The organism is Microbulbifer taiwanensis, assembly GCF_014904815.1.
GTDB lineage: Bacteria > Pseudomonadota > Gammaproteobacteria > Pseudomonadales > Cellvibrionaceae > Microbulbifer > Microbulbifer taiwanensis.
The window spans coordinates 91,542-108,572 of sequence record NZ_JACZFR010000006.1 but is presented as its reverse complement, the minus strand read 5'-3'; the positions used below and the strand labels follow the sequence as shown (position 1 = coordinate 108,572).

General features: G+C 56.6%; 17 protein-coding genes. 3 read left to right on the top strand and 14 right to left on the bottom strand.

The genetic code is table 11. From position 1 onward, the window contains the following. Window positions 1-199: 199 nt before the first annotated feature. The 12 genes from IG627_RS01315 to IG627_RS01260 all read right to left on the bottom strand — a co-directional run bounded on the left by IG627_RS01315 (window position 200) and on the right by IG627_RS01260 (window position 8,191). Complete coding sequence (locus IG627_RS01315) at window positions 200-601, bottom strand: VOC family protein (RefSeq protein ID WP_193189324.1); 402 nt, start codon at window positions 599-601, stop codon at window positions 200-202. A 262-nt stretch (window positions 602-863) separates the two neighbouring features. After that, window positions 864-1,229, bottom strand: coding sequence for a hypothetical protein (locus IG627_RS01310; protein ID WP_226864587.1), 366 nt, complete (start codon window positions 1,227-1,229; stop codon window positions 864-866). 44 nt (window positions 1,230-1,273) lie between these two features. Beyond that, window positions 1,274-1,861 (bottom strand): GNAT family N-acetyltransferase, encoded by a 588-nt coding sequence (locus tag IG627_RS01305; RefSeq protein ID WP_193189322.1) that lies wholly within the window; start codon window positions 1,859-1,861, stop codon window positions 1,274-1,276. Between the two features lie 114 nt (window positions 1,862-1,975). Beyond that, window positions 1,976-2,392 (bottom strand): PaaI family thioesterase, encoded by a 417-nt coding sequence (locus tag IG627_RS01300; RefSeq protein WP_193189321.1) that lies wholly within the window; start codon window positions 2,390-2,392, stop codon window positions 1,976-1,978. 174 nt (window positions 2,393-2,566) lie between these two features. Then, the gene (locus IG627_RS01295) at window positions 2,567-2,722 is read right to left on the bottom strand and encodes a transposase (protein ID WP_226864586.1); all 156 of its coding nucleotides are present in this window, start codon (window positions 2,720-2,722) and stop codon (window positions 2,567-2,569) included. Between the two features lie 73 nt (window positions 2,723-2,795). After that, the gene (locus IG627_RS01290; protein ID WP_193189319.1) at window positions 2,796-3,293 is read right to left on the bottom strand and encodes a hypothetical protein; all 498 of its coding nucleotides are present in this window, start codon (window positions 3,291-3,293) and stop codon (window positions 2,796-2,798) included. A gap of 43 nt (window positions 3,294-3,336) precedes the next feature. Then, window positions 3,337-3,837: a GNAT family N-acetyltransferase gene (locus IG627_RS01285; RefSeq protein ID WP_193189318.1), complete on the bottom strand. Its 501-nt coding sequence runs from the start codon at window positions 3,835-3,837 to the stop codon at window positions 3,337-3,339. A gap of 531 nt (window positions 3,838-4,368) precedes the next feature. Then, a complete protein-coding gene (locus IG627_RS01280) occupies window positions 4,369-4,578 on the bottom strand; it encodes a GNAT family N-acetyltransferase (protein WP_377482817.1) in 210 nt (69 codons plus the stop codon). Between the two features lie 16 nt (window positions 4,579-4,594). Continuing rightward, on the bottom strand, window positions 4,595-5,464 hold the full coding sequence (locus IG627_RS01275; RefSeq protein WP_193189317.1) for a hypothetical protein: 870 nt from the start codon (window positions 5,462-5,464) through the stop codon (window positions 4,595-4,597). A 149-nt stretch (window positions 5,465-5,613) separates the two neighbouring features. Continuing rightward, window positions 5,614-6,072: a hypothetical protein gene (locus IG627_RS01270; RefSeq protein WP_193189316.1), complete on the bottom strand. Its 459-nt coding sequence runs from the start codon at window positions 6,070-6,072 to the stop codon at window positions 5,614-5,616. Window positions 6,073-6,374: 302 nt separating this feature from the next. Then, window positions 6,375-7,292: an aromatic amino acid exporter YddG gene (gene yddG, locus IG627_RS21145; protein WP_319024461.1), complete on the bottom strand. Its 918-nt coding sequence runs from the start codon at window positions 7,290-7,292 to the stop codon at window positions 6,375-6,377. A 164-nt stretch (window positions 7,293-7,456) separates the two neighbouring features. Beyond that, the gene (locus IG627_RS01260) at window positions 7,457-8,191 is read right to left on the bottom strand and encodes an AraC family transcriptional regulator (protein ID WP_193189314.1); all 735 of its coding nucleotides are present in this window, start codon (window positions 8,189-8,191) and stop codon (window positions 7,457-7,459) included. 313 nt (window positions 8,192-8,504) lie between these two features. On the opposite strand from IG627_RS01260, the gene IG627_RS01255 reads away from it, so the two are divergent. Then, the gene (locus IG627_RS01255; protein WP_226864584.1) at window positions 8,505-9,110 is read left to right on the top strand and encodes a L,D-transpeptidase family protein; all 606 of its coding nucleotides are present in this window, start codon (window positions 8,505-8,507) and stop codon (window positions 9,108-9,110) included. A 107-nt stretch (window positions 9,111-9,217) separates the two neighbouring features. On the opposite strand, the gene IG627_RS01250 is transcribed toward IG627_RS01255, so the two are convergent. Both IG627_RS01250 and IG627_RS01245 read right to left on the bottom strand, forming a co-directional pair. Beyond that, window positions 9,218-10,624 carry an alanine/glycine:cation symporter family protein gene (locus IG627_RS01250; RefSeq protein ID WP_193189313.1) on the bottom strand — a complete coding sequence of 469 codons (1,407 nt, stop codon included), beginning with the start codon at window positions 10,622-10,624 and terminating at the stop codon, window positions 9,218-9,220. A 307-nt stretch (window positions 10,625-10,931) separates the two neighbouring features. Next, window positions 10,932-12,452 carry an MFS transporter gene (locus tag IG627_RS01245; protein ID WP_193189312.1) on the bottom strand — a complete coding sequence of 507 codons (1,521 nt, stop codon included), beginning with the start codon at window positions 12,450-12,452 and terminating at the stop codon, window positions 10,932-10,934. A 177-nt stretch (window positions 12,453-12,629) separates the two neighbouring features. Between IG627_RS01245 and IG627_RS01240 the strand changes: the two genes are divergently transcribed. Both IG627_RS01240 and IG627_RS01235 read left to right on the top strand, forming a co-directional pair. Further along, window positions 12,630-15,077 carry a glycoside hydrolase family 31 protein gene (locus tag IG627_RS01240; RefSeq protein WP_193189311.1) on the top strand — a complete coding sequence of 816 codons (2,448 nt, stop codon included), beginning with the start codon at window positions 12,630-12,632 and terminating at the stop codon, window positions 15,075-15,077. A gap of 26 nt (window positions 15,078-15,103) precedes the next feature. Further along, window positions 15,104-16,945, top strand: a complete 1,842-nt coding sequence (locus IG627_RS01235) for an alpha-amylase family protein (protein WP_193189310.1) — start codon at window positions 15,104-15,106, stop codon at window positions 16,943-16,945. Window positions 16,946-17,031 lie beyond the last annotated feature (86 nt).

Genomic DNA, 17,031 nt, shown 5'->3' with positions numbered 1-17,031 from the left:
GCGCTGAACTTCCCCACCAAAAGGATACACCTCGCTAGCTAGTAATCAGGAGTACCCTTTTGGTTGAGGAAATTGGCTGCCTAAATTTAAAGCCCAGCCGCGCTTGAGGACAGCGGGCCTTTGTAGCAACAAAGGCCCGACGCGGTCGAGCGTCGGCTGGAGCGCCTTGTTGGGCGCGGCCAGGCTACAGCCACGACACTCACTCGACGTCACCGCGATACACGACGTGAACCTTGTTTCCGTCCGGATCACGGAAATACGCTCCGTAGTAGCCGGTGCCATAGTGCCTGCGTTCGCCCGGTTCTCCTTCGTCCTTTGCGCCGGCTGCCAATGCCGCATTGTATGCAGCGTCTACAGCGGCCGGAGACGACGCAGCGAAGGCTACCATACTGCCGTTGCCGACACTGGCTGGCTTTCCGTCAAATGGGATGTACACGTAGAAGCGCGGTAGCGACTTGCCCGGCAGGACCCAGCACGCTGAAGCCGGTCCGCCGTCGGGAGTTACCGGTCGCCGCTCGAAGCCCAACTCATCGAGGACCGCGTCGTAGAAAGTAGCCGCTTGCTCCAAATCCGAGCAACCCAATGTCACGTGGCTGTACATATGTTTATCCCTTTCGCCCAACGAAGTTGTAGAAAACTCCAGCCTTTTCTTCCTGGTTGCATTCTTACCAGAAAATCACGATCCTACATGAATTCTGATTCTGTTTTGGGTACCGGAAAGTATTTCAGAGCACTATCCGCACAAAAAAAATTGCCCATCCAAAAATCTCTCGCGTTTTTTAACAGCATGAACGCTCCAATAACCGACGCGCAGCTTTTCTCGCGCCTGGCGCCACAGGCGCATAGTTGATTGGTTATGCGCATTATCGGAGTGCACCTATGAATGCAAACCCAGAAAACCCAACAGTAAAAACGCCTAGGAACGCAAAAGCTGAGATCCACTGCTTAATTGTAGTTTTTGCTTTCTTTGCATACCTAGAAAGCAGATAACCCAAGGCAACGGCAGCGAATGCAGTAGCCATAGTAAACCAATATACGGGGTGGATTTCGCCGAAATTTTCATGAGTGTTTAGCTGCTTGTATAGCTGCCACAACGACATAAAGGGGAGAGCAATTGCTAGCGCTATAGAGGCACTTTGAATTTTATACATTATGTATGAATTTCCAGCTTCTCGCCCCCTCCTATAAGCCTCTCTATAGCTTACTCGCCTATATTTCCTCTTTTCCATAGTTGAAATTTTAGTTCTTGGTCTGGAATCGTATAACGCTGCAATCACGCGTTTGTCGTGTAAATTACCTGGTTATTCCGTTCTGGATGGTCACTTACCAGCCTCCCATACATTGCCGAGTCAGACACGATGCCGTTAATTTCCCAACGCTGCCTTAACAGGCCCTCCCGGGAGAATCCAAGTTTCTCTAGCGCCATCGCGGAGGACTGGTTGTCTGGGTCGATCTCCGCTTCAATTCGCCGAAGTCCCAATGATTTGAATCCGTACTGAATTAGCGCCTCGCCTGCCTCACTGATGTAGCCCTTCCCCCAACAAGATCGCCCCAAACCAAAACCGATCTCGGCACGTTTGGACTCTTTGTCGTAATTAAACAACATACATTTTCCAGCCAATTCACCTGTAGAATTTAGATACACGCCGAGAATAAGCGACTCTCGACGCTGCATCGAATCGTTACTCTCCTTAATGAAGTCAAAGGAATCCTGAACTGTTGACCAAGGTGCAGTATTCCAGTAACGCATAACCTCAGGATCAGAAAAAATTTCCAACAGGTCATCCGAGTCACCAATTACTAAGGCTTTAAGTGTTAGTCGCTCGGTTTCAATAACTGGAAAAAACAGCTCTTTCGACATCACTTCTCCATTTTTACGAATACGTTTCCAGCTGGGGCGGCCTGCGCTGTCTATGCGCGCAGCACATAGCGTAGGCGGCGCATGGCGCCGGAGCATACAGCCTGGCCTGTTAGATTATGAGGCTTGAATCTTGCTTATAGTACCCAGGGCAACAGCGACCAATTTTTCCTCACCGCCGTCCCGAACGAAGACCTTACATTCACAAGTAGATTGACGTTTACCTGCATGCAAAACGTTCGCCTTTGCGATCAAACGATCTCCAATTGAAGGACGGACGTAATTTATTTTGTATTCTGATGTTACACATGCACCTAGCACAGACGCACCCGCAAATGTTATGCAGTTATCAGCCATGTAGCTAACCACACCACCATGAGCGAAACCGTTATTCTGCTTTAGATCTTCCTTAATTTCTAAACTTAGCTCTGCATAACCTTCTTCGAACTTTTCAAGCTCTGCGCCCAATAATGTACTGAAAGGTTGCTGGGCCAGTATCTCTTTCCCAACTTTTAACGTGGCATCCAATTGCATACTCCACTATTTGAATATTGGAAATCTAACGAGACTGCAGAAAAACAGGTTCACGAGAACACCACCCTACAGCCATTCCTCAAATTATCACTGACTATGATTTAACCATATTCCTTTTACATTATCACCCATTCCATACACTCGACGAGTGACTTTGTGGATATCCCAGTGGATTCAATGGATCGCCCCGCAATTCATCAGTTTTTCGATATTTTGCACCAAACAGAACATCCGCCATTGGCCCTGAACCTTGTCGCGCCCACGCAGCGAGAGGCGATTCAGGCCCTTGTTGGTACCGATATTGCCGAAAACCGGATCCACTACGGACATGCGGTGCCCGTAAATCACCTAGTCCTGGCGACTGCCCACACGTCGCTTCATCCAGTCGGTACCGGTGCGACCATTAGATACCTGCCGCCTGTGCCCATCGCGCGTATCGGCAGACTCGGGTTGCGCGCATCCAACTGGAACTCACTGGAGGGAATCTCCTTAAACTGATCCTTGGCATCCTTCTGGTGGCGCTTGCCATATTTTTGTTTTTTTGTCCCTTGAAGCCTTTGCCCCTGGAACGAAACTGGTTACCCGGAATGTAGGCGTTGATCCCCTCTTCCTCTATATAGTCATTGTTCTCGTCGCTGGAGAAGCCGGTATTGGCGGTAACGATAGCGTCGGATACCAGAATGTCCTCATCGATCCGGGTGCGGCGATAGCGTCCTCGAAGGCCATCGAGCATGGCCTTTAATGTATGCTGCTCCTGACCCGCACCAAAGGCCTGAGCTTCGACGATGATCTGGTGTTTCTTGTCGACGGCGGCGATACCGTTGTAGCCCTGACAGCCGCAATAAGGAAGTTTTTGACGATTCTGAATGCCATGGTACGGGATGGTCGGGAGTGGGCGCACTAGATATTTTCGCTAGCACTTGAACCACAGTCGCTTGTTAGGCTTAAACTCGCTTGATCATCAGCAGATCGATAATAACTGCACCTTCAAACTCCTCAGACATAAAACCATCTGCGAACTCGAAACCGTGTTTAGAATAAAACTGAATTGCTGCTTCGTTGTTGTCGAGCACATACAACTTAATAGTTTTCACCCCTAGTGCTTGGGACTCTCGCTCTAGATGGGTTATAAACTTACTACCCAACCTTTGACCATAAAAATTAGGACATAAATAAAGTTTGCTTAGTTCTATAGTTTCTGTATTTTCGGGATGAACAAAGTAAGACATAAACCCAACAATCTGGTTTCCACGTTCAGCTACAACTACTGACTCGGTATTCGTTCTAATTGTACTCTGCCACTCTTCTATGCGAGATGACATTGTAAAACCATTAATATAGCCTTCCGGCATTAACCCATCGAATGCAGATTTCCACGAGTTTACGTGAATTTCTGCGATTTCCTGAGCATCCGTTTGTACTGCGTTTCTTAGATTAACTTCCACTGATTCGTCCTTAAAGCCTAACGTTGCCAGCTGGGGCGGCCTGCGTTGTTTATGCGCGAAGCGTATAGCGTAGGCCGTCCCGCGGAGGCGCGCAGCACCGTAGCGGACAGCCTGGCCTAGTTAAGCATTGCCAAATAGCTCATGGTACCAGAAGCCATCCGGATTTATTAGCCACTCTTCATTCTCAGAAACACGCAACGAAGATAGCTCTTTCGTTGGAAGCCTATACCTTTCGAAAAAAGCCAATATTTCCCTCAAGGATTCTTCATTCAATGAAACCGGGTCAATATGAAGAATCCCTCTATCAATACATTTAATGCAATCAATTTGCGCAGACCAGCTGAAAAAGCTTGACTCATCTAACTGAGAAAAATATACGACTGACTGTGTATCAATCTTTACCATAGAATGCTTAACGCCGCGTTAATGGGTAGACAACGCTGCCACATAACCTAAACCATTGTGATATAAACACTAAGGCCAAACTAGAAACCAAAAATCCTAAGCGTTGAATGTCCCCTTGAACGCTTGTTATGCGTGCGGCTGGAACTTTTTGGTCATGCCTTGACTCGATGGAGAAACAAGCTTGTAACCTAATTTCTCGTAGAATTCTGGCTCATCTGCGATCATTGATACATAAGAGCCTTTTAAAGCAACGGACGACAAATAACTATCTATGTATTGCATCACTTTTCGGCCAAGCCCTTGACCTTGATAATCTGGGTCAACTGCAACATCCACAACTTCAAAGTTGATACTAGGGCTTGGGCGAGATATCTTCGATAATCTGTGCATCGACCCAGTAAATGTTGGCCTTTTCTATCTTCCCTTCCTGCCACTCAATTCTGTGAAAGAAGAAATACTTTCCATCCGAGGTAACACTGCCATATCTGTCCTCATGCTCAGTATTTATATCCTCGCCCATATTAATAGCAAGGCCCCACGAGTGATCTTCTTGCCGAAAACTTATGTATAAATCTGCATTTCCGTACCCATCTTCCCTTATGCTATCCCAGATTATGTAACTTTCATCTGGTGAAATGTAGGGATGACCTGTTTGTTTTCCTGTATTAAATTCATTGTTAAGCACCTTCGACTCCTCACGCTTTCCATCAATCAATCGGGAGTATCGGATGGTCCCGATTTCGTCTCGTTCATCAAAAATATAAGTATCATCCTCTGAAGCGGTAAGGCGCATAATAGGAAACTCTTCGAAAATTGGCCCTAAGCTTTTGACTTCCGACCATCCTGATGCTGTTCTCTCTCTATATTTGTTACCCAGATACATCGTATTGCCGTCAGTCGATATGAAAACTTCACCTGAGCGGGGCTCATCCATAAACTTTTTCCACACACCATCTTCATATTGAAAGGCGTGGGTTTTAACTTCGTTGCCTCTAACCTGTCGGGTAAAGTAGAACTCATTCATGCCAGGAGCAAAGACACCTTCAATTTCAAGATTTTCAGTTGAAATAATACCGGGTGCGAATAGTTTAGGTATCAAGCCTGGTGGTTGTTGGCCAAGGTAGGGCCCTTCGAGGACCGATAACTCATCTTGACCATAGTTTCTGTTACTCATAGTGAGGATAAAAATAAGCAGAATAATTTGAATACTAAATTGTTTCATAGTCTTCTCTTTATATTTCAACGAAACCAATTATCGCATTAACGCCGAGATCAGGGACATCGTACAATATGCACCTTTTTGTGCGAAAATGGGAGCGCAGCGACCGCACAAAAAGGTGCATATTGTACGATGTCCCCTGGATCGAATGGTTATGTTGCTTTCTGCTTTGGTTGCTCAAATTTTTCTACATTGTTTTTTATGATGCTATCGGCGACGCGAAATTGAATATCGATTGCACAGATTTTCCATTTCCCAGAAATTTTCATAAACTGTAGCTTAAGAGGAACCATTGTTTCATTTCTAAGCATTAAGTACGTTTTGAAAGTACCTGATGTTCCGTCAGCAGCCACACTAAAATCACTACCTCTGTATGCCGAAAAATCATCCATGTATCTTCTATAGAGAAAACGCTCACTCCCTTCAACCCATACGTCCCTCTGAATCTTCTCTGACAATATAGTAAAAGCTTTTGTATAATTTTTATCTCTCAAGGATTTTAGAAATTTTTTTGCAGCTCTACGCATCCCAAAAGACAAGCCATATAGAAGGATGTAGAAAGCTACGATAAATCCGACTATTGATAAAATTACTGTTCCAAAAGTTTCCAATGTTTCTCTCCTTCAAACATAACATTTGTATCGTAGTCGTAACGACCACTATCCCCCGCCTCATATACCAATTGGTACGATTCACCCCATAACACGTCGAGAACCGCGAGACGTATAGCTTTCAGAGATATTACCGCTCTTCTCCGTCCAGGACAAAACGGTCGTCGAGCCTCCTATCCCGAACGCACCGATAGCACGTAACTTCCTGAACAAATTGACTTTTCTCGTTGTTTCCGGCCCCGTTTCGAAATAGCAGTCCCCGCGACCGTTTTTCCAGAGTGTTTTTACGCCGCCGTTGGCAATCACGCAGGCGTCGCGGTATCGCGATCCGTTTGGCGGCCCCACAGGCGTGGACCCATGCCGGCCAGCAGGGCGCCGCCAACGATCAGCAGGCAGGACAGGGCCAGGCCCCAGCTGGATTCGGCGTAGCCCCAGAGTACCAGCAGCAATGTCGAAACCAGCGGCGCGCCGTAGGCCAGCACCCCCAGCAGGCGCAGGTCGCCGCGCTTGATGCCGTAATCCCAGGTGTAGAAGGCGACGCCGACGGGCCCGAGCCCCAGGCCGACGATGCCCAGCCACTGCAGCGTGCCTTGCGGCCAGGCCCAGGTTTCCCACAGCAGGTGGCAGGTGAAACCCAGTGCGGCGGTGGCGGCGCAGTGGCCGCCGACCGCATCGGTCGCTGCCTCTTCCCGCCCCTGGGCCAGCAGGCGGCTGGCCACCGAGTAACCGGACCAGAGCAGCGCGCAGCCGATGGCTAGCGCATAGCCGGGCCAGTATCGCCATTCGAAACCGCCGTCGCCCCGATCCAGTAAAAGCCAGCAGCCGGCCAGTGCCAGCAGCGCACCGGCAATATGCGCAAGCTGCAGTTTTTGCCCCGGCAGCAAGGCGGAGAGCAGCACTATCAGGAGCGGCCATAAATAGGCCAGCAGGCTCACCTCTACCGCCGGCGCCAGGGCCATGGCGGCGAAGTAACAGGCGTGGTAGCCGAAGAGCCCGCCGACGCCCAGCAACCAGGCCCGGGGCGGCTGGCGCAGCGCCGCCAATGGTGGAGGGCCGAACAGCAGTCCCTTGGTGAACATCAGCAACCAGGCGATGGTGAAGGTCATGGCCAGCAGTTGAAATGGCGGCAGGCGGTTTTCGGTCAGCTGCGTCAGCAGCGCGAGTGTGCCCCAGAGTAGAATTGAAATACTGCCGATGGCGGTGGCCCTTGCCTTGTTCACGCTGTGCGCTCCACAGAAGTTCCGGAGCACAGGACATTAACGCAGCCGAGCGACAGTGACTTTGGCAAATGTGCAGAAAACTTTGCTGGAATGGCGGAGGGCTCGATTGACGACTTCAATCCCCGGCTTCTCTCCCCCAGCGCTCTCCCGGAGGGCGGTAGGAGCTATTCTTTCGGTCCCCGGAAATAGCGCGGTGACTTGCCGAAATGGCGGCGGAAACGATCGCTGAAGGCGGCCAGGTTGCCGTATCCGGCTCGTTCGGCAACGCGCTGCACACTCAGGTCGCCGCGCTCCAGCAGTGTCCAGGCCAGCTGCATACGGCGCTCCAGCAGGTACTGTTGCGGCGTCATGTCGAAGCAGCTCTTGAACAGCTGGGTGAGCCGGCGCGGGCTCAGGTTGGCGATGGCCGCCAGGCGGGCGAGCGGCAGCGGCTGATCCAGATGTTCGTCGATCCAGGCCCGCGCAGCCAGAACCCGCCGGTCAATCTGCAGTTCGCCACCGAAGCGCTCGGTCAGAAGCTGCACCAGCAACAGCAGCATCTGGCGTTGTGCGTGGCTGCCGGATCGGTTGTGCTCCAGTTCGGAGTGCAGGAAGGCGGTGTAGTGGCCCAGGGCCGTATCCAGCGGAATAAACGCCGGCAGCCGTTCCAGCTCCGGTGCCAGCGCGAAAGGGATGTCGGCGACGATAAAGCGGTTCTCCTCGCCGGTCGCGGCAAAGGCGTGCTCCGCACCCGCGGAAATCAATGCGGCCTGTGCGGCGCCGACACAGCCATCGCGCCCGGCGATACTGGTTTCGAGAGCACCCGCCAGCGGCAGTACCAGCTGGTGGTAGTCGTGGTGATGCCGCCGGGTTTCCCGGTCGTAGCTGCGCAGGTCGATCAACAGGCTGGCACTGGACATGGAGCCATCATAGCACCGCAACCAATACCCAAGCAGCGCCAGCTCTAACCAAATCCACCCTCATTACTTTTTGATGTAATTGCCCCCGGCTGGCGACCCTACCATCGTTCCCACTCGCTGTGGTAACTGCCGCAGCAGTCCCATTCCGCGGCGAATGCCGGAATATATCGGCAAGCTGCTCTGGGGAAATTCACTGCCTGTTGTTGCGCCGCCAGGACGCGTGGGAACCGTTTGCCCCGCTGATGCGCGCGCTGCGGGTACTGCTCGCAAATCGCTGTAGTTTGCAATGTCCATTTGCAATGAGAGGTGCGCAATGCAAAAACGATCTTCGCTGCTCAGAAATGGGTTCATTATGGGGGCCCTGCTGCTCGGCAGCAGTGCATTTTTCAGCTCGGTGGCCCAAGCGGTCGACTATGGTTACCAGTTCCTGCAGAGGGGCACCACTTACCAGGATCGCTTTGTCGGCCGGGCCTGGTGGCGGCCTGAAGTCGTCGGCGGCGCCGCGCATATCAGGATTGTGCTGAGCGAGCAGAAGGCCTATTTCTACAAGGGCGGGCGCCTGGCTGGGATTTCCCCGGTGTCCACCGGCATGGCCGGATACAAGACACCCACCGGCAGCTTCCGAGTCACCCAAAAGAAAATTAACCACCGCTCCAACCTCTACGGGCACTATGTGGCGCCCAGCGGCTATGTGATGCGGAGCAACGTGGACGTGCGCCGCCATCGCAGACCGGCCGGTTCCGTTTTCCGCGGCGCCTCGATGGACTACATGATGCGTTTCAACGGTGCGGTGACCATGCACGCCGGGCGCGTACCCGGCTACCCTGCCTCGCACGGCTGTGTGCGCCTGCCCTGGCATATGGCGAAGATTTTCTTCCAGAATGCCACCGTGGGCACCAAGGTTACCGTGGTGCCCTAAGCGCGGCGGAAGTTGGGTTCCGGTACCGGATCAAGCCCGGCACAGGCTCTGCGCCGGAATGACGACAGTAGGATACGAGGGCGAACCGATGTTCGCCCTCGGCTTTTTCAGGTGGGGTCTTTCAACGCGGCCTTTTCGCTTTCCGCCAGCCGCACAAAATAGTCGTGGGCCGCGCGATTGACGTGCCTGGCCAGCAGCAGCGTGGAGGTCATGGTCGGGATCGCCATAATCGCGTACATGCCGATAATGATGCTGTTGACCGCGTTGAGCGACGCCACGGCACCGATCACGATCAGCGCGATATAGGCGGCGGTATAAAGTCCCTGCCAGCGACTGCCGAACAGGAAGACGAAACACTTAACGCCGTAATACCAGAAGGTGACCATGGTGCTGAACGCCAGCGGCAACACCATCAGCAGCAGCAGTATCGGCCCCACGTGGCCGAACACCTGGGAAAACGCATTCGCGGTCAGGGTCACCCCGGCAATGCCCTCGCCCTGCTGCCAGACGCCGGTGAGCAGAATCACCAGCGCGGTACAGGTGCAGATCACCAGGGTATCGACAATCGGCCCGAGCATGGCCACCACGCCCTCGCGAATCGGCTCGCGGGTCTTGGCAGCGCCGTGGGCCAGGGACTCGGTGCCGATACCGGCCTCGTTGGAAAAGGCCCCGCGGCTGATACCAGTGGCGATCACCGCACCCAGCGCGCCGCCGGCTACCGCCTTGCCACTGAAAGCATCGCTGAAAATCAGCGCGAAGGCGGCCGGCACCTGCTGCCAGAAATAGCCGATCACGATCAGCGTCAGCGCCAGGTAGAAGAGCACCATACCCGGCACCACCCGCACTGCGAATTTGCCAATGCGCTGTATGCGCCCGGCAATCACCACCGCCGCCGCAACGGCCAACACCAGGCCGACAACGAAATCGAACATCAGCGAGCCGTCCGCCGGCACCCAGCCCAGGGGCACCGCGAAGGATTCCCGCAGCAGTTGCGCCGTCTGGTTGGACTGGAATACCGGTAACATGCCGCACAGGCCGGCCACCGCAAACAGCAGTGCCAGCGGCATCCATTTTTTGCCCAGCCCCTCGCGGATCACGTACATGGGGCCGCCCTGCAGCTCACCGGCGGCGTCGCGCCCGCGGAACATCACAGCCAGCGAGCCGGTATAAAACTTGGTGGCCACCCCCACCAACGCCGTCACCCACATCCAGAAGATGGCCCCCGGCCCGCCGGTGCTGATGGCGATGGCCACCCCGGCGATATTGCCGAGGCCCAGGGTGCCGGACAGGGCCGTGGAGAGCGCCTGTCGGTGCGGCACCTGACCCGGGTCATTGGGGTCGTCATACTTGCCGCGCAGCAAGTCGATACTGTGACCCAGATGCCGGTAGGGACGGCCGCGGGAATAGATCAGCAGCGCCAGGCCACCACCCACCAGCAGAACCAGCAGCGGGGGGCCCCAGACGAAATTGGCGAAGGCGGCGAGGGCGGAATCGATGGCAGAGAGAAAGGACATGCGTTATTCGCTAATTATTAGTTAGCGAACCAGTCTAGGGACGGTCGCAGCGGCTTGTCAAAGTTGACCGCTGCCAACAAAACGGATTTTCAGGCCTGGGCGAGAGACGGAGCCACCCACCTCCTGCACATGCGCAGGAGTCTGATTCAGATCGAGAGTTCATTGGCTCGCCATGCCGGCGCAGGCCGGTATCCAGTTCCGAGGTGCCTGAATTCCGGCCTTCGCCGGAATGACGATAGTAATCCGTAGGGGCCGAAGGCGCCGTGAATACCTGGAGCGGCCGGAACGAAACTTGTGTTCGCCCGCGTCAGGCGGCGACCGCCTCTTTCACCCTACTGCCCTCCTCTGCCTGCTGTTCACGGACGAAGAACACAGACACAGCGCCGAGTATCATGCACACCCCGGCCAGCACGATAATGTAGATCGCCTGGTTGTCGAAAACGCCCTTCAGAATCTGGCCCGCCAGCAACGCCGAGATAATCTGCGGCGCGGCGATGGTGAAATTGAAAATCCCCATATACACGCCGGTCTTGGAAGCCGGCAGCGAGTCGGAGAGTATCGCATAGGGCATGGCCAGGATCGCCGCCCAGGCGATACCCACGCCCACCATCGGCAGCAGCAGGCCGAGCGCACCGCTGGGCACAGTGACCTGGGTAATCAGCAGATCCACCTGGGTCGCCTCACCGCCCTGGAACAGCAGGAAGCTGATATAGCCCAGACCACCCAGCAGCAGGGACAGTGCGTAGGTGGGCTTTCGTCCCAGAGTGTTGGCGACCTTGACCAGGACGATGGAGAAAATCGCGGCGAACAGGGAGTAGGCGGCAAAGATAATCCCCACCCAGTCGCCGGCTGCGCCCTTGGCCGCGGCGATATGCGCGGGGATCTGACCGACGCTCTCCAGGTAGTGGGAGTCGAACCACTTGGCCTCCACACCCCAGACGTGCTGGGTGATGGCCGGTGTGGTGTAGACCCACATGATAAAGAGCGCGAACCAGGAGAAGAATTGCACCAGCGCCAGCTGGCGCATGGTCTTGGGCATGGTGATCAGCAGCCGGAAGAAACCTTTGATCCGCTGCGGCAGGGACTGGCGCTCGGCCTGCTCGCGCGCCAGCTGCTCGGCATCGATCCCCTTGTAGGCGTTGTACTGCTCCGGTGCGTACTCTTTGGTGCGGAAAACCGTCCACAGCACCGAACCCAGCAATACGGTTGCACCGATATAGAAGGCCCAGATCACCGACGGCGCCACTTCGCCCGCCTGGGCGGTGTTTTCCAGACCGATGACATTGGTCAGGATAAACGGCAGCATGGAGCCGAACACAGCGCCGATATTGATCAACAGCGACTGCACCGAGTAACCCAGGGTGCGCTGCTCCGAGGGCACCATATCGGATACCAGGGCGCGGAAGGGCTGCATGGTCACATTGAAGGCGGCGTCCATCAGCGCCAGCATCACGCCGCCGAACAGGATCGGCGCGACGAAGGCCACCACTATGCCGGCATTGGGCATAAACGCCATGCCCAGGGCGGCGGCGATGGCACCGAACAGGATATAGGGGTTGCGGCGACCGAAGCGGTTCCAGGTGCGGTCGGAGGCCGAGCCGACGATCGGCTGCACCAGTAGGCCCATCAGCGGAGCCACAATCCAGAAGAGCGACAGCGAGTGCAGGTCGGCGCCCAGATCGGAGAGGATACGGCTGGCGTTGGCATTCTGCAGCGCAAAACCGAACTGCACGCCGAGAAAGCCGAGGCTGACGTTCCACACCTGCCAGAAAGGCAACTTGGGCTGTTTCACGGGCCGCGCCGAGGCGCCGGATGTTGATTCGGTCATGGGGATCACCGCTGATAACTGATTATGGTTATACGCAGATTGTGGCACCGGGGATAGCCTGGGCCATCCTCCCCCGCGGGGGAGGATGCGGGCGGCGGTCACGGCTCTAGCATAGGCTCAGGCATCCTGCGCCCGCACGGTGCCGATACCCAACAACATAAAGATGAAGTCTGCGCGATGATCTTGAAATCCTCTCTTTTGCGTCTGCAGGGCCTCGCCGCCGCACTGTGCTTCGCCGCACTCTGCACTGCCGCCCAGGTTCAGGCCGCCGACCAGCGAGTCTACCGCAATCACCAGCTCAGCGAGCACTCACTCACCGTAGAGACCAGTGACGGCACTGTCACCCTGACCCCGCTAAGGAAAGGGGCGCTGGAGGTGCACTACCAACGCGAGGGGCTCAAACAGCTGCCCTCCTTTGCCATCGCCGAGCGGGCACCCGGCGCCGCGCGGCTGGACGAGAAGAGAGACAGGCTGGAGTACGGCACTGACCAGCTCAAGGCAGTGATTCACAAATCGCCCTTCTACATCGAGTACCTGCGCGGCGCGCAGCGACTGACCGGCGAGGAGCTCGGCTTCTTTGCCAACGAGACGCTGCGCGGCTTCCGCTTTGCCCTGGCCGCGGAGGAAAAACTCCTCGGCGGCGGCGAGCGGGTATTGGGTATGGACCGTCGCGGCCAGCGCCTGCCGCTGTACAACAAGGCCCACTACGGCTACACCACCGAATCCAACCAGATGTATTTCTCCCTGCCGGCGGTCATGTCGAGCAACAAATACATACTGCTGTTCGACAACTCCGCCACCGGCAACCTGGACCTGGGTGCCAGCGAGAAGGATGTGCTGCAATTCGAGGCGGTTGGCGGTCGCACCGCCTACATCATCGTCGCCGGCGACAGCTATCCACAGCTGATCGAGAACTATGTCTCGGTCACCGGCAGGCAGCCACTGCCGCCGCGCTGGGCGCTGGGCAATTTCGCCTCCCGCTTCGGCTACCGCACCGAGCAGCAGGTGCGCGACACCGTGGATAAGTTCGCCGAGGAGGATTTTCCGCTGGACGCGCTGGTGCTGGATCTCTACTGGTTCGGCGCGGATATCAAGGGCCATATGGGTAACCTGGCCTGGGACAAGAACGCTTTCCCCGAGCCGGAGAAGATGATCGCCGACCTCAAGGAGCGCGGCATCAACACCATTCTGGTCACCGAGCCATTTGTCCTCTCCACCTCCGAGCGCTGGGACGAGGCAGTGGCCAGCAACGCCCTGGCGAAGGACCTCACCGGCAAGCCCAAGCGCTTCGACTTCTATTTCGGCAATACCGGCCTGATCGATGTCTTCGCCGAGGACGGCCGCGACTGGTTCTGGAATATCTACCGCGGCCTCAAGCAACAGGGGGTAGCCGGCTGGTGGGGCGACCTGGGCGAGCCGGAAGTGCATCCGTCGGATACGGTGCACGCGATCGGCATGGCCGACGAGATACACAACGCCTACGGCCACCGCTGGGCGCAGATGCTGTACGAAAACGAGAAGTCCGAAAACCCGGCCGAGCGCCCCTTTATCATGATGCGCGCCGGCTTTGCCGGCTCCCAGCGCTACGGCATGATTCCCTGGACCGGCGACGTGGCGCGCGAATGGGGCGGCCTGCAGCCGCAGGTGGAACTGGCGCTGTCCATGAGCCTGCTCGGCTTCGGCTATACCCACTCGGATCTGGGCGGCTTCGCCGGCGGTGAGGAGTTCGACCGCGAGCTGTATATCCGCTGGCTGCAGTACGGCACCTTCCAGCCGGTCTACCGCCCGCACGCACAGGAGCATATCGCCTCGGAGCCGGTCTTCCACGACCGCAAGACCCGCGATATCACCCGCGAGTTCATCAAGCTGCGCTACCGCCTGCTGCCCTACAACTACACCCTGGCCTTCGAGAACAGCCGCACCGGCATGCCGCTGATGCGCCCGCTGTTCTTCGAAAATGACAGCGATACCGCGCTGATCGATTACAAGGATGCCTATCTGTGGGGCAACGACTTCCTGGTAGCGCCGGTGACCGAAGCCGGTGTCGACGCGGTGGAAGTCCAACTGCCCGGCGGTGTCTGGTTCGATTACTGGAACGACGATCAGTACGGCGGCGAGACGGCGCAGGTGAAAGTGGACCTGGAATCCATCCCGGTACTGGTGCGCGCCGGTGCCTTTATTCCCACGGTCGAGGACATGACCAGCACCCGCGACTATTCCAGCGCAAAGCTGACACTGGACTACTACGCCCACCCGACCGCCGTTCGCTCCAACGGCTATATATACGAGGACGACGGTGCGACCGTGAACGCATACGATCGCGGCCAATACGAAAAGCTGGCCTTCTCCGCCAGCAGAAACGGCGATGGCATTGCCTTTGATTTCCAGCGCAGCGGCGACGGCTACGAAGGCATGCCGGCGCAGCGGCAAATCACCCTGAAAATCCACAACTGGCAGCAGGCACCGGCGGCGATCGAGGCCGGCGGCCAGACAATACAGCTGCACCAGCGCGAGAAAGACTTCGCCCGCGCTGCGCAGGGGGCCTGGTATGACAAACGCAGTGACCAGCTGCTGGTGAAATTCGCCTGGCGTCAGCAAGCGCTGCAACTGGCTGTCAAAAACTGATAAAAAATTCGAGGGCATACGAATCAATGAACAAGATCCAATCCCTGTTTGCCGCGGCCCTGCTCGCCACCGCGACTGGCTGTGCGGAAAAGCAGGAAAGCCGTTCAGAAATCACTGCGGCGGAAAAGCCGGTGATCTACCAGGTGATGACGCGCCTGTTCGGCAACACCAATTCCACCAACAAACCCTGGGGCACCCTGGAAGAAAACGGCGTGGGCAAGTTCAGTGACTTTACCCCGCAACGGCTGCAGGATATCCGCGAACTGGGCGCCACCCATATCTGGTATACCGGTGCCCTGCACCACGCACTCGTCGGAGACTACACCCAGTACGGTATCGGCAACGATGACCCGGACGTGGTCAAGGGCCGCGCCGGCTCCCCCTATGCGATCAAGGATTACTACAGCGTAAACCCCGACCTCGCGGACAACCCGGCCGAGCGATTGCAGGAATTCCGCGCCCTGGTAGCGCGCAGCCACGAACAGGGCCTCAGGGTCATAATCGATATAGTGCCCAACCATGTGGCGCGCGCCTATCAGTCGCTGGACAAGCCCGAGGGTGTGCGCGATTTCGGCGCTGACGACGACACCTCGCGCACCTATGCCCGCGACAACAACTTCTATTACGTGATCGGCGAGGACTTCCGGGTACCGGTATCCGACGCCGGCTATCGCCCTTTAAATGGCGAGAGGAATCCGCTGGTGGACGACCGCTTTGCGGAGAGCCCGGCCAAGTGGACCGGCAACGGCGCGCGCGCGGCGCAGCCGGCCATCGACGACTGGTACGAGACGGTAAAAATCAATTTCGGTGTGCGCCCGGACGGCAGTAAAGATTTCCCCGAGCTGTCGGCGGAATTTGCGCAGCGGGACTACAGCGCCCACGCAGCATTCTGGGCGGACAAGGAGGTGCCGGAATCCTGGCAGAAGTTCCGCGCTATCGCCCTCTACTGGCTCGACTTCGGCGTGGACGGTTTCCGCTACGACATGGCCGGCATGGTGCCGGTGGAGTTCTGGAGCTACCTAAACTCGTCGATCAAAATGAAAAAGCCGGATGCACTGCTGCTCGCCGAGATCTACACCCCGGAGCGCTACCGCGACTATATCCACCTGGGCAAGATGGATTTCCTCTACGACAAGGTGGGCACTTACGACGCTGTTCGCGCGGTGATGGAGGGTAAGGGCAGCACGGACAAGGTCGCGGAAATCCAGACAGCGCTGCAGGACATAGCCCCGCATATGCTGCACTTTATGGAAAACCACGACGAGCAGCGTATCGCCAGCCCGGAATTTGCCGGCAGCGCCAAAGCCGGCAGGCCCGCCATGCTGGTTTCCGCCACCCTGTCCGCGGCGCCGACCCTGGTCTACTTCGGCCAGGAGCTGGGCGAAGTCGCGAGTGAGGACGCCGGTTTCGGCAAGGCCAGCCGCACCACCATCTTCGACTACTGGTCAGTACCCAGCGTGCGCCGCTGGCTGCAGGGCGAATCCACCGCGGAAGAAAAACAGCTGCGCGATTTCTATCAGCGCCTGATGAATTTCTCCGCCAGCAGTGAAGCCCTGCGCGGCGACTATCGGGACCTGCACCGTTACAACCGCGAGCGCAGCCAGGGCTACGACGAACAGCTGTTTGCGTTTGCGCGCTGGGCCGGGCAGGAGAAGTTGCTGGTGATCGCCAACTTTGGCGGGGAAGAGAAAGCCGTGAAATTGCAACTGCCGCCGGAATTACTGCAGCAGTGGCAGCTGGGCAATGGCAGCTTTGCAATTGCCGACCAGCTCAGCGCTGCGAAGGGCGAGCTTGTTGTCAGCGAAGGCGAGGGGGAAATTTCCCTGCAGCTTGAGCCGCTGGCCAGCCATATTTTCCGCGTAAACTAAAGTCGTCATTGCGGCGCAGACTGCAATCCAGACTGGATGCCGGCCTGCGCCGGCATGACGAAGGAACTTTGTAGGAGCGGTGGGGC

Coding starts and splice junctions, on each gene's coding strand:
- IG627_RS01315 (WP_193189324.1), bottom strand. CDS start 601: ATGTACAGCCACGTGACATTGGGTTGCTCGGATTTGGAGCAAGCGGCT.
- IG627_RS01310 (WP_226864587.1), bottom strand. CDS start 1,229: ATGGAAAAGAGGAAATATAGGCGAGTAAGCTATAGAGAGGCTTATAGG.
- IG627_RS01305 (WP_193189322.1), bottom strand. CDS start 1,861: ATGTCGAAAGAGCTGTTTTTTCCAGTTATTGAAACCGAGCGACTAACA.
- IG627_RS01300 (WP_193189321.1), bottom strand. CDS start 2,392: ATGCAATTGGATGCCACGTTAAAAGTTGGGAAAGAGATACTGGCCCAG.
- IG627_RS01295 (WP_226864586.1), bottom strand. CDS start 2,722: ATGTCCGTAGTGGATCCGGTTTTCGGCAATATCGGTACCAACAAGGGC.
- IG627_RS01275 (WP_193189317.1), bottom strand. CDS start 5,464: ATGAAACAATTTAGTATTCAAATTATTCTGCTTATTTTTATCCTCACT.
- IG627_RS01260 (WP_193189314.1), bottom strand. CDS start 8,191: ATGTCCAGTGCCAGCCTGTTGATCGACCTGCGCAGCTACGACCGGGAA.
- IG627_RS01255 (WP_226864584.1), top strand. CDS start 8,505: ATGCAAAAACGATCTTCGCTGCTCAGAAATGGGTTCATTATGGGGGCC.
- IG627_RS01250 (WP_193189313.1), bottom strand. CDS start 10,624: ATGTCCTTTCTCTCTGCCATCGATTCCGCCCTCGCCGCCTTCGCCAAT.
- IG627_RS01245 (WP_193189312.1), bottom strand. CDS start 12,452: ATGACCGAATCAACATCCGGCGCCTCGGCGCGGCCCGTGAAACAGCCC.
- IG627_RS01240 (WP_193189311.1), top strand. CDS start 12,630: ATGATCTTGAAATCCTCTCTTTTGCGTCTGCAGGGCCTCGCCGCCGCA.
- IG627_RS01235 (WP_193189310.1), top strand. CDS start 15,104: ATGAACAAGATCCAATCCCTGTTTGCCGCGGCCCTGCTCGCCACCGCG.